The organism is Haloarcula halobia (assembly GCF_029338255.1).
GTDB classification, from domain to species: domain Archaea; phylum Halobacteriota; class Halobacteria; order Halobacteriales; family Haloarculaceae; genus Haloarcula; species Haloarcula halobia.
This window is the reverse complement of the sequence record NZ_CP119787.1, coordinates 2,595,511-2,613,001: the sequence shown is the minus strand read 5'-3', so window position 1 is coordinate 2,613,001 and position 17,491 is coordinate 2,595,511. Positions and strand designations below refer to the sequence as shown.

Annotated in this window: 11 protein-coding genes; 7 read left to right on the top strand and 4 right to left on the bottom strand. The window is 52.6% G+C overall.

What is annotated here, in order from left to right:
• Nucleotides 1–11: 11 nt before the first annotated feature.
• The 3 genes from P1K88_RS13855 to P1K88_RS13845 are packed head-to-tail and all read left to right on the top strand — an operon-like array spanning nt 12 to nt 5,384.
• Nucleotides 12–305 (top strand): hypothetical protein, encoded by a 294-nt coding sequence (locus tag P1K88_RS13855; protein ID WP_276410817.1) that lies wholly within the window; start codon nt 12–14, stop codon nt 303–305.
• A gap of 7 nt (nt 306–312) precedes the next feature.
• Nucleotides 313–4,155 (top strand): hypothetical protein, encoded by a 3,843-nt coding sequence (locus P1K88_RS13850; RefSeq protein ID WP_276410816.1) that lies wholly within the window; start codon nt 313–315, stop codon nt 4,153–4,155.
• On the top strand, nt 4,152–5,384 hold the full coding sequence (locus P1K88_RS13845; RefSeq protein ID WP_276410815.1) for an ATP-binding protein: 1,233 nt from the start codon (nt 4,152–4,154) through the stop codon (nt 5,382–5,384). Before P1K88_RS13850 ends, P1K88_RS13845 begins: the two co-directional genes overlap by 4 nt.
• Before the next feature lie 8 nt (nt 5,385–5,392).
• Here P1K88_RS13845 and P1K88_RS13840 read toward each other — a convergent pair whose 3' ends face one another.
• From P1K88_RS13840 to P1K88_RS13825, 4 genes are read right to left on the bottom strand one after another with little or no spacing between them, the layout of a single operon-like run.
• Nucleotides 5,393–6,928, bottom strand: coding sequence for an ATP-binding protein (locus tag P1K88_RS13840; RefSeq protein ID WP_276410814.1), 1,536 nt, complete (start codon nt 6,926–6,928; stop codon nt 5,393–5,395).
• Nucleotides 6,921–8,168 carry a tRNA-guanine transglycosylase gene (locus P1K88_RS13835; RefSeq protein ID WP_276410813.1) on the bottom strand — a complete coding sequence of 416 codons (1,248 nt, stop codon included), beginning with the start codon at nt 8,166–8,168 and terminating at the stop codon, nt 6,921–6,923. The genes P1K88_RS13840 and P1K88_RS13835 overlap by 8 nt, the downstream gene beginning before the upstream one ends.
• 4 nt (nt 8,169–8,172) lie before the next feature.
• Nucleotides 8,173–8,652: a DUF6884 domain-containing protein gene (locus P1K88_RS13830; protein ID WP_276410812.1), complete on the bottom strand. Its 480-nt coding sequence runs from the start codon at nt 8,650–8,652 to the stop codon at nt 8,173–8,175.
• 59 nt (nt 8,653–8,711) lie between these two features.
• The gene (locus P1K88_RS13825; protein ID WP_276410811.1) at nt 8,712–10,613 is read right to left on the bottom strand and encodes a tRNA-guanine transglycosylase; all 1,902 of its coding nucleotides are present in this window, start codon (nt 10,611–10,613) and stop codon (nt 8,712–8,714) included.
• 143 nt (nt 10,614–10,756) lie between these two features.
• Between P1K88_RS13825 and P1K88_RS13820 the strand changes: the two genes are divergently transcribed.
• The 4 genes from P1K88_RS13820 to P1K88_RS13805 all read left to right on the top strand — a co-directional run bounded on the left by P1K88_RS13820 (nt 10,757) and on the right by P1K88_RS13805 (nt 17,486).
• A complete protein-coding gene (locus tag P1K88_RS13820; protein WP_276410810.1) occupies nt 10,757–11,224 on the top strand; it encodes a 6-pyruvoyl trahydropterin synthase family protein in 468 nt (155 codons plus the stop codon).
• 4 nt (nt 11,225–11,228) lie between these two features.
• Entirely contained in the window at nt 11,229–12,011 is a 783-nt protein-coding gene (locus P1K88_RS13815; protein ID WP_276414148.1) for a 7-carboxy-7-deazaguanine synthase QueE, read from the top strand.
• A 9-nt stretch (nt 12,012–12,020) separates the two neighbouring features.
• The gene (queC, locus tag P1K88_RS13810; protein ID WP_276410809.1) at nt 12,021–12,734 is read left to right on the top strand and encodes a 7-cyano-7-deazaguanine synthase QueC; all 714 of its coding nucleotides are present in this window, start codon (nt 12,021–12,023) and stop codon (nt 12,732–12,734) included.
• A gap of 288 nt (nt 12,735–13,022) precedes the next feature.
• On the top strand, nt 13,023–17,486 hold the full coding sequence (locus tag P1K88_RS13805; RefSeq protein ID WP_276410808.1) for an AAA domain-containing protein: 4,464 nt from the start codon (nt 13,023–13,025) through the stop codon (nt 17,484–17,486).
• The last annotated feature ends 5 nt before the right edge of the window (nt 17,487–17,491 follow it).

Here is a 17,491-nt window from a genome sequence, read left to right as displayed (position 1 = left end):
TAGCACCCGTAATGGACGAGTTGAACAAACCCTGGAATAGACTCGTTATCGTAACAGCAGGGGACGCCAAAGCTGCCCAGGGATCTGTATTCGAATTCGTCTACGAGCTCCAGTTCCGTCTCTCCGGCGACTTCGATATCGCGTTCGTCGGTCCAGATGATGAAGATGATGGGGAGGGAGATAAAATCGTCCTGATGACACGTCCACTTAAAGAGCACGTCGCTGGTCGCCGTGTTTATGTTGTCCCCGAGGAATCATACATCAAATCCGGACTAATGCGCTTCCGAGTCCGCCCTTCTACATAAAGATACTATGGATCAAGCACAAACGCACATCGTCACGCTCCTTGAGGCACAGACCATCAAGGGATTCGAGCGAGATTGCGAAACCCTTGCTACGGACGAACATCCTAATTTCCGGGACTTTATCGAGTCAGACTCTGGTTTTATCCTCACCGACAAGCGGGATGCTATCATCCGGGGGATCCACTCTGGCCTTTCCGATAAACAGAGTCCGGGGGTTGTCCTGCACGGAGCATACGGTTCCGGCAAGACGGTGCTGATGAACAATCTGGTTGACCTGTGCAGCCAATCGAAGGAATTTACGAAGGATGGTGAACAGGTGGAATATGATCAATTCACCTATGGAGAGACTCCTATTGATCCAGTTGAGGTTAGCCTTGAGGACTGTGACAGCCCGAATCGGATGCTCGGACGGGTTTTTGAGGGACTGGTGTCCCCTGCTGATGGGCTGTCCGAAGGTGACCTAGTTGATGAGTTCCAACAGAAGAAGGCGAATCTCACGGTGAGCGATCTTCAGGCGTTGCCGTCCTCACAGCAGGATCGCCTGGAGGAGGTGTTTGACGATCCTTCAACGGTTGCTGATGTCGCAATGATTGTGAAGGAGCTGACTACAGGAGATATCCACGAGACACTTACGTGGTTCACTCGGCTTTATAAAGAGGAGACAGGCCGATATCCGGTTATCTGCCTGGATGAGTTTGAGCAGGCATTCGATATCGGGCCGGTGACTGATGAAGAACTGAAACTCCGGGCGATTGTGCGCAAAATGATTCGGAAGTCCGTGGTGGGGTTCGAAGACGTTGAGGATCCACCATATCTTCTCATTGCAAATACGCTCCCACTCCAAGACTGGCCGGAAATCCTGAACGCAAGAAGTGACCTGACCGATCGAGTTAGAGAGAGTATTGCGTATAATATTGACCTGTCTCGGGAGGAGAGCAAGGAACTCTTTGCCGACCTATATCGCCGCTACGCCCTTCCACTGCTCCAAGACTATGATAAGGACGACTGGGAAACCCGTCTGAATGCAGACGATGACGAGACCTATGTGTATCCCTTCACTGAGGATTTCCTGAATTTCGCTTTATCGATCACAGAGGGGTACAGGGAGGAAGGCGGAGACCGCGTTGTTCGGGGATTCCGGGACTTCAAACTGATTGCGAACGAGTATTTCAAGCGATGGGATCAGGACGGTATTATCGACCTCGACATGCTGTATCGGTATGGCGACGAGGTGCGTGATGAACTGGGAGAGTTGGATCGCGGGAACCTCGATGACCTCCCGGGACGAGATAGCATTGAGGAGCGTATTGAGGGAGACTTTGATGACTGTACATACACGCAACAACGGCTACTTTTTGCGGTAGCTGAAGACGGAATTCTGTACCGGAGTCAAAATCCCGCTCTCTACAGTTCCGAACAGCTGGGAAACCTCGCAGACCAGTATACGATAGACATCAGTGACGAGGAATTAACTCACCTGATCGACACCGCAAGCACGAGAACCGATTACTTCGATATTGATGATGACGGTAGCCTGATATTTGACTCAGGTGAACTAACGGCAGAAGCTGCTCCAGACTCCGAGGTCAATCTCTCCGAAGAAATCAACGACGTCATCACTGATGAAGATTTGCGAAGTACCAGCCCGATTCAGCTCTATCGGGAATGGTATGACGCCCGAACAGTCTTCGACATCCCGTTTGATGCGGATAGCTCAAGCTACATCGAATTCGATGTCGATGGCCAGCTGAGCTACACGGACAAGGTCTATTTGTGCTTCAAGGAGACACCGGAGGAACTGCAGATCGATTCATCGGATGACCCGCCAACTGCCCTTGAGTTCATCGTCTGCCTCACAGAGGCCGACGAGGACGACGATGTCGCTGCACTGTATGAGGTATCTGAACGCTATGAACGAGCTGAAGACCTTGCTGAGGACCTAGAAAATGACCTGAACCCGGATATTCGGCATGATCAGACGGAACGGGATCAAACCGAAGAGGTACTCTCAACGCTTCGTTCGGAGTACCCCAGTTCGTCTGAATTCGACCGGTACCTGCTCTGGACGAAACTCTGTCTGATCCGAGGTCTTGAGGAAGAAAATCCAGGCGAGGAACGGCTCCCTGACGGCCAGCTCCGGATGCTTACCCAAACCAACTACCTCTTCTCGCCGGTAAACCTGAATGACGGTCTATCCGGGATATACAGATCTGATTATGTTCTCAACCGGTTGGGGTACGACGGCACCTACAACGGGAAGGAAGCAATGAATCTCGCCTATGCTGTGCAGCATCTGAAGTACGAGGACTCGCTCGAATTCACTGACCCAGACATCCCTGAGGCCATAATGCCTAATTATCCGTATTTGAGCTTTGATCCGATGTTTGGTGATGACCTCCGTGATACTCTTGAGGACTTTGAGGAGAACGAGTCCTTCGTGAATGATGGCGATATCACTGATAACTATACAGCCAACTTCCAGAGTAATATAGACGACTTGAAAGAAATGCTGGAGGATGATGAGGTCACCGAAGACGAGGTGTATGACCTCATTTTCGGGACGACGGAGATCGACAGCGTTACTCGGGCACTCATATTCCTCCTGTTCGTCATTGGGGACTACACCGAGGAGTGGATTCTCGACGATACCGAGACGATCATCGGCGTTGAAAGCGATCAAGAAGCAAGATGGGAAACGATCCAGGATAATCTCCGCAAAACGGTTGAGAAGCAGGTGCTGAAGAGCGCCCGCGGAGAGGACATTGATACTGACGAGCTTGCATCACTCCGCGAGGCCTACACAGACGTCGATGATATCCCAGCAGCTGGCCGGCTTGATGACTTAGAAGAACGCTGCGATACGGACCTCTCCGTAGAACATGGCAATCTCGACCAGCGGCTCAGGACTCTGGGAAGCAGTCCTGCTTTCAGCGGCACCAAAGTTCCCAACTATATCGCGGAGTTGCGTCCCCTTGGACAACTGGAAACCGAGGTATTGTTCCTGATTACACCGGCTGTCGAGCAGTTGGTCGAGCAGTTGGAAGCGGCTGAGGATGTATACGAGTTGATGAACGATGTCGAGGAATTAGAATCGACTTACACCTCACTGAAGGGCACCGATCCTGATCTGAACCTCGATGATATCGATGTCTCTGTTGTCTCGACGGTCAACGACCACTATGACCGAACCACTGTCGAAGACTTAATCGAAGATCTGTCAATTGGCGACGTGCTGTCCGAATTCAGTGATGATGGGCGGGATCTGGACCCGACTGTATCTGAACTCGAACGGCATCGACGACAGATCATACCTGACGTTGAAGACTATGAGGCGGACGATGACGTTGCGGATCTGGAGTCTGATAAGGAGTTCCTCATTGGGGAGATCGGGGACGAAATCGAAGAGCTTGAGGAACAGGTAGAGGAGGAACGCGAGTACTTGGAGAATCAGGAGGACCGGCTTCCTGAGGGGAGTTCGTGGTCTGGGCAAGGTGACCGGGTGCTAGATAGCTGCGAGGACGCCCTCGACGAATCAGCTACTGACTTCGACTACGACCAGTTTAAGAATCCGTGGGACAGGTGGAGGAACCAGATCAAGCAGCATATCGAAGAGGAGGCTTACGACGAGGACGAGATCTCGGAGGTGCTCGACAGGTATGGGGCATCAGAATCACCCGATACGATCCTTGAGACGGAGGAAGTGGATGTTGACGATTCCTTGATGGCGCTGTCGGATTCGGACTTTGAACAGGTCATTAACGCCCTGAACGGGGAGGACGATGATATCCAGTCCCTTCGTCGAACCCTAATTAAGCAACGCGTCCGAAGTGAACTAGGTGAAGAAGAATGATCATCGGTGGCGATAACGAGCAACTGGCCGGATACATCGGCCGGAAGTTCTCATCTCAAGGCGAGTTGCGGGAGGATGTCCATATTGACCTGAATAACCCGCATATGGTAACCGTGTGTGGGAAGCGGGGCTCCGGCAAGTCCCACACACTCGGGGTATTCATGGAGGAATTGATGTCGCTGCCAAGGATGGTGCAGGACAACCTGTCGGGTCTAGTGGTCGATGCGATGGGGATCTATTGGAGTTTGCAGGTTGAGACTCAGTCCAAGGATGCGTTGAGCGACTGGGATTTGACGCCTGAAGAGTACCCTATCACCGTGTATTATCCAGCGGGACTGGAGGAACGCTACGAGGATGTGAGTGAGTATTTCCACGAGGGGTTCGAGCTCTACCCCTCGGAACTCACCTTGGACGACTGGTTCTATGTGCTGGATATCGATGAGACGCAAGCGCAGGCCGGATTATTAGCTCAAGTTATTGAGGAAGTCGAAGAGGAATTCGGGCAGTACTACGGCCTTCACGACGTTATCGAACGCGTCGAACGGTCTGAGGAGAGTGCCAACATCAAGGAGGCTCTGCTCCGACGGTTGGAGAAGGCTGATTCGTGGGGTGTCTTCAGTTCCACGGGTAACACTATCGACGAGATCGTGAAAGGAGGCGAATTCGTTGTCCTCGATCTGAGTGGCGCGGGTGCATTACCGTGGAACCTGCGGACTCTGTTGACTGGGATCCTTGCTCGGAAAGCATATAATGAGCGGAGCTTCGAGCGCAGCCGTGAGGAAGTTGCCCGGATTCGAGGTGCCGACTCAGAGATTGATTTCCCCCTTGTCTGGCTGTTCCTCGATGAGGCACACCTGTTCGCACCATCGGGTCAGACTGTCCCAAGTACAGAGCCGCTTGTAGAGTGGGTTCGGCAGGGACGGCGGCCAGGTCTTTCAGTCGTCATGGCAACCCAGCAGCCGGGCGCATTAGACAGCAGGATTCTATCGCAGTGTGACACGGTCGTGATCCATCGGCTGACAGCCGGACAGGACTCCGATGCGGTTGGCGACAAAGTGTCTGAACTGCACGACACGAATGCCCTTGGCCACTATATGGAGAACATCCCGAAAGACCCCGGCTACGCATACGTCATGAACGACAGCAGCGAGGAAATGGTCCCTGTGAAGATCCGGCCCCGAAGAAGCTGGCATGCTGGCGACAGCGCCAAACTTGAGGAGTTCCTCTAACCAAGGATCTACGAAGAGACGCTATCGGCTAACTCCAAGATTGGGATCGTCCGCTTCGTGTCCCCGCCGTAATGGACCTCCCTGCTCTGGAAGTCGAACCGGATAGGTTCTCCGAGGTATGAGGAGCGTTCAATCTTTGTGAGTGCATCTAAGTCACCGAGTTTCCAGCAGATGAGCCGGTCGATGTGTGACAGTGCAGCTTCTTCCTCGAAGAAATCACTCAGCTTGACGTGGAGGGCAGCGTTCTCGAAACCGTTGTCGGTCTCAAGGATCGCGTTCACTTCATCATCCATTTGGAAGTCTGCGATCCGGACGGTCTCCGGCGCTCCATTTGCACTGTATCGTTCCAGGGCGGCAATGACCTCCGCAGGATTTGATGGTGAGAGTCCACCTTCATCCCTGGTCCGCTGGAGACGTTCTTCGAGCGTACTTTCCTGCGATTGGATGCTGCGTTTCTTGTCCTCCAGCTTGCGGCGTTCGATATAGTTCTGGTACCAGGAATCTTGGCATACTTTGGTCATAAACCGGTCGAGTTCGTCCGTGATGGCCTGGTAGACATCGCCGGATTTGTTCCGGATCTTTTCTCGATTCGCGGAGAGTTCGAGACCCTGGCAGTTAGCGATGAAGAAGAAGTGGAAGAACTCGTTGTCCGCACCGATAGCATCGTTGTACCGTTCGACCTTGATGTGATCCTTCGCCAGCCAGATACCGAATTGGGCGGAATGCTTCCCATAGGTCGGCAGCTTGTTCCGAGCTTCCTTACCACCGACCATCCCGACGACCTCAACCGTCAATTCACGGCTGTCATCGAGCGTGACGGTCAGTTCCTGTGGTGGGTAGTGCTTACACATCTCTTCAGCCACGAACTCACCGTCCGGATCCAGGTTTTCAGCCGGGAATTTCAACCGGTTATCGGTCTCTATCGGATCCTGCGTGTCGTCAATCGAGGGTGAAAGCTCAACTTTGATCTCCATCTCGTGGAAGTCGTCGTTGAAGTACCACGCCGTCGACCCGCCGATCGTTTTCCACTTGATATAATGCTCAATCTTGTTGTAGGTGAGCTGTTTTGGGTCGAACCCCTGGCCAGCACGGAAACCGTGTACCTCGATCCGGGTACGTGATGGCTCGTCGACGTCTGTCGTGTCGATGGAGTACGTGGGGAGTTCGCGGTTGTTCAGCTTCGCCCACGGCTGGTTCATCACCGATTCGATCCGCGTCCCGTCCTTGACGGTCTCGACACGGACCTTATCGCTCTTGTAGTAGATCTTGGTGCCGTGGCCTTTGTACCCGATAGCGTCATTTTTGTTCGAGTTCCCGAGGTCGAAGAACGACGAGAGGTCATCTTCGTCCATCCCGTGGCCGTTGTCCTTGATGACCAAGGTGTTCCGCCCCTCGTCATCTTGTTCAATATTGATGTCGACCTGCGTTGCGTTCGCATCGTAGGAATTTGACAGAGCTTCCCTAATGACCTCTAACGGATCTTCAAAGTCGCTAGCTATCTCGATGAACTCGTTGACCTCGTTGACTTGTGGTGTCTTATGCATAGGTTGTGTCTATTTCCTCGAAGTATGGGTTAATTCGTTCGTTAATTAGCTGGTAGGCGAACTTCCGGAAGCCTTTCTGATCCTTCACTGCCTCCTCCAAATACTCAGCAACCCGTTCTTTGTCTCCCTCAGCGATCAATTGGCGAAACTTGCGAAGCTCCCGTTGCTGAACCGCGAGATTATGCGCTGCCACCGAGCCGAGGATATCCTTCTGATACAGGTCCTCCATCTCGTTCCGCATACGTGCTCGGTGGAAGTCGTCGTTACAGACGCGGCATTCACAGGAGTCGAAGTTAGCTTCATCAATCGGAACAGTCTCGAACAGGTTGACGCAATACTTCCCGTTGATCGCTTGGTGTAGGTAGGAGGCAGAATCGAAGGTATCGGCCCCGACAGCAACGAGTAGCGGCATTGCGTTCCCCGAGATTCCTAATACGTGTAGAGGGAGGTCTTCGTAACCTCGCTGTTGCATCTCCCGTTTACAATCAGATACTGCTTCGACGAGAATCTCGACGTTGTCTTTTCGCGGGACGAGGCTACCCAACGCAATCCCATCGAACGCTTCGGGGATTGGTTCTGAGAGTTCGTCCTCGATGAGGTCGAAGGATCGTTCGAGCATCGCTTCATAATAGCCATGCACCGTGAGGTAGCAGGCCCCGTCAACCTCGTCACGACGCTCTGCGAACCGAGCAGCGTTGGCAGCTGTCTGCTCCATCTTTTCGATCCGCTCCTCGAACTCGTCATCCGGATGGATCGGGTGGTCCAGATTGACCACGATGTCTGGTCCAAGAGCCAGCTGTATATCTAGCGCCTTATCCTGGTCGATGTCCTTCTCAAAGTCCTGACCTTCTAGACCGCCCTGCTTCAGGATTTTGTAGCCGCCGGAGTCTGCGAAGATCATCCCATTATAGTCGCTGAAACAATCCCACTCGCGGATTTCATTGCCGAGATACCAGTCCAGTTTCTTCTCTCGAATGCCATAGTCGGCCAGCGAGGAGATCGACGTCATCACACCGCGGAAAAGGTCACTATAGTCTTCACCACCAGTGATTTCGTTATCGTGAGTTAGGAATTCCTTGACCGTGCGGTGAACGCCGCCACCGAACAGAGCACCCTCATTACCACCGCCGTAGAAGTTGATGACGGGGAATAGGTGAGGAGTCTCTAAAGTCCGGTCATTTATTCGGAGCTGTCCACGTCTTGCCTCGCCCGCCTCTGCAACAATATCAAACGAAACCATAGTGTCAGTCACCGTGCGTCGGGATAGAACGGCCACTGGAAACCAGGTGCTTCAGCCGCTTTCCCTTCATTCCGATACCGGTGCCTTCGATATAGTCAACGGGTACATCAACGGCAGATTCAACCCCATCGATAGCGGGAAGATAGTCCTTTCCAAGATTGATCCATACCTTGTCATACCCGTTAGTAGTGACTTTGCTGGCAATAGCGCTGACGACTTGGTCATTCAGTTTGTCAGCACGTTCTGTGTCCATCCGCCGGTCATAATATTCGATTTCCTGATCAGGTTCTACAACTCCGTGCTCCGCAGATATAATCATAATGTCAATTCCAGACTGAAATCGACCCGTGCGCAATGCCTTCTTTATGATCCTGAAGAAGTATCCATCGTACAAATCAAGAGCAGGAACCGGTGTATCCACCTGTTCCTTCGTTGCAGAACACGATTGGACTAATAACGACGTCATATACTCTGCTGATCGCATGAGGAGACCTTAGTTCTTGGGGATAACCACTAGACGTCTGCAGGATGGTTGGTTACGTATTACTGTGAACTGGCAAATCGGCCAACGAGCTCGTCGATATTTTCATTACGGAAATGCTCGGTCAGCTGAAGAGCTCGCGGGTCAGATGGGTATATTTCACCGCGGCCATACCGGTTGAATGCCGTATCGATAGCACGTCGGTAGGCTTTGTTCGTGGTGTAGGCTATAATTTGGTCAAATTGCTCACCGTACCGGTTCAGGTAACGAGCAAGTCGGTTCGCAACAAGTTCAACTTGGTCGTCATCGGCAGTCGTCAATACATATTCGTAGCTCATCACCGGGTCGGCCTCCTCGAAGTCCTCAGGTACCGGCCCGTATAGCCCTGAGATGGACACCTTATGATATCGCTCACGGTAGTCCTCAAGACGGGAGAGGACAGCCTGATGTGTCCGTGATTCCGAATACGGCTTCTCCTGGCTACAGGGTAGAATCAGCAGTACGTCTGCCTCGCTCGGCGGCTGATAATCGTTGCGTTGGAGGATGTCAAAGTCATTTGGCCCGTGCTTCAACGATATGGTCCGTTTCTTGCGTGTCGTGTCCTCGACCCCTTCGAGGAAGCTAGATAGCTTGGTCTGGAACGTCTCGTCATCCGGTCCAGCAACTAACCCTTCATAACCAATGTCTGCAAGCTGTTCACGGAGTTCAGGATTGTGTAGTTGAGCCCGCTTCAACCCCTTCTCTACGATATTCTTTCCCTGAGCGAAGTTGGCAACACGTTCGAGTAAACGCCCCTCGTCAATGGCGTTACGAACTTGTTGCATCTGGCGGCTGTACAGCTCGAAGTTATGATGAGCTATCTGCGCGTAGTATTCGCTCTTGAAATGAGTCCCGTGTTCACCTTCGATGGGCTTGTTACTGACCTCGGATTCCAGCAGGGCGTGTCGCATATCGTCTAAGTGGATGTTCTGACAGGCCTGGCAGTCACAGGGCCAGTCATCCCAGTCATCAATCTGATCCAGGCTAATCCGTTGCCAGGTGTCTGGGTGGATGAATTTCTTGTTCCGGGCTGCGTACTGATAGCTTCTCGAATCGAACGTATCTACCCCGAGGAGAGATAGTAGAGGACACAGCCTTCCGCTTATGCCGAAGACGTGGAATGCGATTTCGTCGTAACGGTCCTCGGGTATCGCGTCTCTTGCCCCTTGGACGATATCGACCAAGGTGTCAGGGGAGCTACTGAGAGGGACGAGCGAACCGAGTGCGAACCCCTCGAAGGCTTCATCAAGTTCATCGGCGCGGTCCAGAAATTGACTGACATACCAGTTGACATCCTCGTAGTTGTGGCCGTGTATGGCCACATACATCGACGGCGTCTCCTCCAGTTCGCGTTCGTCGAGCAACTGGAGAGTCTCAACCGCGTTATCGATACTCTTCTCCATCCGTTCAGTGGTTTCTTCCTTATTCAGGTTCTGTGGAATCGGAAAGTCCAACGTGGCAATGATATCCGCGCCGTAGTCAAGCTGCAAGTCCAAGATGCTCTCTGGATTCGTGTAAATATCCCAGTCGTTCTCACTACCGCCTTCGCCAGGCGTCTGTCCGAACTTCGTCGAGTTCATCAGCTTAAATCCGCCCGAGTCGATAAATAGCGGTTGATCAAACCCTGGTTCAACGTCACTCTCCTCGAAATGCTGTTTGAGCGGCTTCTCACGCCACTCCTCCAAATTGTCGGGGGTGAGATTGTAGTCGAGAAACGACATCGCTTGAAACATAATTCCCTGGACGCTGTCACTCTCGAAGAGATGGCGACGGGTATACCGCCAGATACCACCGGATTCTGTTGTCGTTCCTCCGATTAGGTTTACCACAGGCAGAAGTTCGGGCGTCTGGATACGGCCGGCAGGCGTGTCTATTTCGCCTCGACGGCCGTATGTAGCCTTTCCAAGAGTCCTGAATGCCGACATCAAATGACCTGTGTAGTAACTCTATCGTTGCCCTCAATTAACTTCTCGTTCTCAAAACCGTCACATCACAGACACATTTCCGAAGTTACCATAACTTTCGGCAAGTGGTTCAAAGTTAAGTATGCCTCAGATAATATTGCAGTATGGCCCAAGACCTATCTGAGGAGTACTTCTTCACATCGAAGGATCTCTCCGAGACTGAGCGAACCTTACACGTCGGACGTGAGCGGCCGATTCGCCTGAGTACAGGACACCGGATTCTACACCATGACGGCAAGTGCAGCCGTCCTCATGGGCATAACTACAAAGTCAGCGTCTCGATAACTGGCACTCTGACCAGCGAAGGGTGGGTCATCGACAAGGGAGACATCACTTCTGTATTATCTGAGTGGGATCACCGATTTCTCGTGGAGAAGGGTGATCCACTGATCGAGGCTTTTGAGGCCAGTGGCGACGGCGATGCTCTGATCGTCCTCAATCAGCCACCGACAGCCGAAGTGATGGGAATCACTCTTGAACGACGGCTTAAAGAAACGTTGCCGGACACGGTCAGTGATATCGTAGTCGAGGTTCGGGAGACTGGTGAACTTGCTGCTGGAGGGCCGGTGTAGAGCGATGCCGGTAAGCTCGGATGCCGAAACGATCGATGACGATGTAACCACTACGGAAGCCCAAGAGGGGTTGCCGGTTAATGAGTTGTTCTATTCGCTGCAGGGCGAGGGGAAGCTTGCGGGGATGCCGACCGTTTTCGTTCGGACCAGCGGGTGCAATCTACGGTGTTGGTTCTGTGATTCGTACCATACCAGCTGGCAGCCAACCCACTCCTGGCTCGATGTCGGCACTATCGTTGATCGTGTCAACGACCACGGGGAAGCAGGCCATGTCGTGGTGACTGGCGGGGAGCCAATGATTCACGATGAGATAGTCACCCTGATAGAACGCCTCAGTGCCGCCGGCTATCATATAACGGTCGAAACAAACGGCACCATCTACCGAGACACCGCTATTGACCTGGCGAGCATCAGTCCAAAACTGGCGAGCAGCACGCCGACCCAAGAGAAGGATCCACAGGGCGACGGCGAATGGGCGGACCGGCACAAGGATCGACGGATAGACATAGACGCTCTCTGCCGGTTGGTGGAGAACTACGACTTCCAGCTGAAGTTCGTGGTGACTGGCCGGGACGATATGCCGGAGATCAACCGGCTGGTTGATCGCCTCCGGGAGTCAGCCAGTGTTCCGATCCGGGATTCGGACGTATTGTTGATGCCGGAGGGAGCGACCCGGGATCGATTGGCGGAAACGCGTGAAGTGGCTGCGGAGGTGGCTATGGAGCACGGCTACCAGTATACACCACGGCTCCACGTCGACCTCTGGAACGACGCACCAGAAACATAGAACACAGCTATGACGACTGAACAAACGAAGGAGCGGGACGGTGCGGTTGTCTTGGTATCGGGCGGAATGGATAGTGCAACGGCAGCCTTCGAGGCACAGCGACGAGGATACAACCTGTATTTTCTCCACACGACCTACGGCCAGCAGACAGCGGACAAGGAGTCTGCATGTGCTCAACAGTTGGCCGAGTATATGGAGGTGGCTGACTTTCTCCATATCGAGACCGACCACTTGGCCAGGATCGGTGCCTCCAGCCTGACCGACGACAGTATCGATGTCGAGGAAGTTGATCTCGGCAGCGATGAGATTCCGTCGAGTTACGTCCCGTTCAGGAACTCGAACCTGCTGTCAATGGCGACTTCGTACGCCGAAGCCAATGACTGCAGTGCAGTGTTTATCGGAACGCACAGCGAGGACTATTCCGGGTATCCCGACTGCCGTCCCGAGTTCTTTGACGCGTTTCAGCAGGTTATCGACGTGGGGACGAAACCGGAGACATCGATCGAGTTAGTAGCGCCGTTCGTGGACTGGACGAAGACAGCGATTGCGGAACGCGGCCTCGAACTGGATGTCCCGTACGAACTGACGTGGAGCTGTTACCGGGAAGAAGCCCCGGCCTGTGGCACCTGTGACGCCTGTGCCTATCGCCTCAAAGCCTTCCAGGAAGCTGGCGTCGAGGATCCTATTCAATACAAGGAACGTCCGAATTACGCTGAGCTGTGAGGGAAGGTAGGGCTCGTATCACATCGAGTAACGCTGCTTCCCGGATGTCTGTACATTCGGGAATTTTGATATAAGCACAAGTAGTAGACACAGTACGAGGAGTTAGTAATCCGTAATGTTCCGGAGTCTAGAAAGCGAAAATAGCCGGGGTTATTTATTTCAATGGTGCGATGGAAGGAGCAGATGTCGACTACCCGCCCAACACTAAATCCGAGTACGATTGGTCGGTATTTCTCTGTAGAGTCTTGTCAGATGTATTTGACGTGGAAGTATGATGACGACGCGCAGGTGGAACTGCATAGCCGCCAGTGGGATACTGATGAAAAAAGTCCTGTTTTGATGGGAGAGGGTGTCGATTTCGAATACCGGCAGTTAGACGCCTTAGACGAGGCGACGTACGAGTTCATTGGTCCTGCTGAGAGTGATTGGGATGGATACGACCGGACGATCGGTGATGACCGGTCTATTCCCGAGTCGGCCGTAGCTGACCTTCTTCGAGAGGCAGGGACACGCGGGCCTGAGGATGATGTGATGGTTGTCCACCAACCTAGTCTTTCGGGTGAGATCGGGGCCTACGATGTCTCTGGAACTGCAGACTTGGTGTTCCTGACTGCAGAACAGGATTCGATTCGAGTCCTTCTCGCCGAGTTGAAGAACTCGGACGAGCGGAAAGTTCCTCATTCGTATCAGGCAGCGGCATATGCGAGTTTGGTAAACCAAGTAGCGACAGACGTAGGAGTCGAGTGCTCTCTCGATCGAATTTTTGCGACGGTCATTACACAGCAGAATGATTTCCGGGGTGGGATGGGTAGCGTCGAAGACTTCGACTATTCCCGGTATCTGGGGAAACTCAGATTGAAGCTTAGTCCAGGGAATGAATTCGATCAGATACTTGACGCTGAGTTCGATATGACGCGGAATCGAATTGATCGGCGTTGTTCGGGATGTGAGTATGAGTCTGTCTGTATGACGCGTGCTGCTGAGTCAAAAGGATTGGAACTCCTTGGATTCGATCCCAGTACTCAGGACGCTTTGGAAGGGATTGAGATAGATGGCGGGATTACTGACCTCGAAGATTTTGCACTGTTATTTGACCAACCGGGATCAGATAGCTCGCACACGGATGCGGGGGCACTCACTCCGCGAAATCACGAGCTAGTTGAGGCAGTCCGGGAACAAACAGACCTCACTAATTTGCAGATGCGGTCGCAGATCGCGTATCATTTTCTGACCGAATTGGACGCTGACTATGGTTCAGACCCAGACTTATGGGGGCACCACCTGCAAGGGTCAGGGTATAACCTACCGCGAGATGAGCATGGGCGCTCTTATCCGGGCGGGGCCGACTATCCGTCAGGTGCGCTTATTCGGATTTATCTCTTTGTTCAACATGACCCTGCGCTTGATCGTGTCACGCTGCTGAATGCCTATGTTGAGAATTCGAGGTCCGACGAAGGAAGAGACGTAAGCCAGATAATTGATGCCATCCACACCGACCCTGACGACAAGGATTATCAGGAGCGACAACTTCTCCGTGAATTTTTCGCACAACTTGGGGAGGCAATCGCTCAGGTCGCACCCGATTTGCGGTCGGAAGGCTTAGCTGAATCAGAAGGGTTCCCTCACCTGTATTTTTATAGTTACCACCAGCGCCAGTCGTTACTTGCTGCATTGCGTCGCCATCCCGATGTTCACGGTTCAGAGGCTGTCCGGACGCTGTTAGGGCTTCGGCCGGGAATCGATCAAGAGATGGTGTCGGTGTTGCAGCAAGACTTCCGGGAACGGTACGCTTTCCGCTTTGCTGGATTGGGGTTGTTGCAAACGACTGCCCAGTATATGCGCAACACATCGGATCAGTGGACTGATGACAGTGGCTGGTTCCAATGGATCGCAACACGTGAGGATGGTGAGGAAGTCGATTTAACCACTCTCTTTGAGAGGGGGCTCTTCGATGGACTCGTAGGTCACGGTAACCCGTCTGGCGGGATTGAACTTGATCATGCGGTCTCGCGTAATGTAGATCCAGACAGTCATAATTTGGCGAGTTGGGCGTATCCAGTTTCCAACCGTGAGGCTGACCAGATACCCTTAGAATATATCTGGGGAATTCATAACGAGTTAGATCCGGATGTGAGCGATGATCCTGATCTCGTTCGAGACTACCTCTATCGTTCTGCGACCCACTCTGAACGCATCACCGAAGAGGATGTGACGCTTCTTGCCCAGCAGTTCTCGTACGCGATTCGCCATATCGAGCGGAGCACTTGGAACAAGGATGCTTTCGTTGATAAGGAGCCACTTCGAACCGGCTCGTTCCGTGATATTCACTTCCGGCCCCGTTCGTTGGCTGATGCGGTTCGTGAGTACCAGCAATTAGAGTTCTGGTCTGAACAGAATCGGTTAGAATCGTACTATCGGCAACCACTCATCGAACGGGCTGCATCAGGCGAAGCCGTTATTTTCGAGAATACACGGCCCCGAATCGACAGAAACGACTCGGGTTTCGATGATGCATACATCGATGGTGACTTGTTGCGCTACAACCGTGAGCCGTATGATCCAGAGCACCACGACAGTATCGCGCCGAACCCGCTTTCGGTTGACGAGTGGTGCGTGCTAACCCAATTGACCGACACTGGCGAGATACCAGAAGAAGTGTACCAGGATAACCCAATATACATCGAGCGCCATCCGACGACGATCGTCGATGACGTCGATTTGGATAGTGGGACTATTGAAGGATCGGTACTCGGAGATTGGCCTCAAGGTGACACTGCAGACGAAATGTATTGTGTCGAGCACCAGGACTGGATGACTGCAGACGATCATGATCCCTCCGATTGGGGCGTTTCTTTAGAAGAGTCGCTTAGTGGCGATCCCCTCGAATATGTGCTCGATCCCAGTGTAGATATGATTCCCCAATCTCGTGCTGCGACGGCCCTTGAACCCGGTCGCATCGATGAAAACGTCGTCTATCAGCGGCTCGCTCAAGTGTTCAATGGTGATCGGGAGGACCTCTCAGTCGCTGGCCCTGACCCTGATGCTCTAGAACCATTTATTGATCTCATTCGTGAGTTAGACGATAATCCAGATTCAGAGGACGACGCTGATGTCGACGAGGAATGCGCTGTGCCGGGGCCTAATGAAGATCAGCATGGGTTTATAACCGACACGAACAGCGGTGTGATGCTTCTACAGGGTCCACCTGGAACGGGAAAAACAAAATTCACTCTTGCACCGACATTACTTAGTCGAGTCCATCATGCTACCACTGTCGAGACGTCGGATTCTCGGTTTGTTGGTCTTATTTCGGCGTTATCTCACGATGCGGTTGATGAAGCGTTGCGGAGTGTAGCTGAACTCCATGCCGACCTCGATACTGAGTTTGATGATCTCGATATCGTACGGATTTGCTCTAGTGAGGGACAGGGCGTTGACCTAGATTCCGTCGAACATATCCACTACAGTGACGACGATGCTGCCGACCGGCTTGAGGAACTGTATGACTCCTATATTAATGATGAGGCTGATGAGCAGACAGACCAACTCATCATGGCTGGCACACCCGCCTCCCTCTATCGAGCTATCGACAAGATGGCAGAGTACGCCGAAGATAGCGATGGGGAGACGGTTATGAGCAACGGTGATGCCAGGTATGCAGATATGATCCTAGTTGACGAGGCCAGTATGATGGATCTGCCGTTGTATCTCCTCGTTGGAGCCTTCCTGCGCCAAGACGGTCAGATTGGATTAGTAGGGGACCATCGGCAGATGGAACCGATCCAGCAACACGAATGGGAGAGAGAAGATCGGCGGCCAATCGAATTGAACACACCCTTCCTATCGGCATTGAACTTCCATCGTTTCCTACGTGGAGAAATCGATCCAGACACCCTTGAACACATCCGTCGAGAACCGCCAGACCTTGAGAACGAAGATGACACTATTCCGCTCCACCAGCTCACATACACATATCGACTCCCCGACGAGCCTGCACAGATGCATACAGACCTCGTCTACCAGCAGGACGGAATTGAGTTGACCAGTTGCGCCAACCACCCGCCATTCCCTACTCCACAGGGGGACGTACCCGAGCCGTTAGAGCCGGTGTTTGAACCTGAGACTCGCATATCATTATTAGAACACACGGACTCAACAGCCGAAAAGCGAAGTCCGATCGAACAGTCGCTTATTGAGGAGATCGTCTCTCATTACGATGTAGTCGACGAACACTCTGACACTACGGACCCGGAAAATGAAATTACTGTCGGGGTTGTTGTACCGTTTAATCGGCAGAAAGAAGCACTCAACACCTCTGATGAGGTCCCTGAGGAGGTAAAGGTCGATACTGTCGAGAAGTTTCAAGGGCGCGAGAGGGATTTGATTATTGTCGCGGCCACAAGTACTGATCCAAGCTACATCAATCGACTGGCCGACTTCCTTTTCGACCCGAACAGATTCAATGTCGCAGCAAGTCGAATGATGCGGAAAGTGATTGTTATTGGCGGGAAGGGACTATTCCAAGCTAGTAGCCAGAGTACTGATGACTTTGACGACCACTCACTTTGGCTCGACTTCTACGGGCATATGGGTGGGTTTGGTCATTCAGAGGCCATTGATCTCGGTGATGTCATTGATATTGGGAGGTATGAGGAGATCATCGCGGAGACGTTCGTACGCCCGACAGATGATCCCGATGTGTTTGTTCGAGATGGATATGACTCAGAATTCGAATTCGAAGAAATATTGTGAGGACA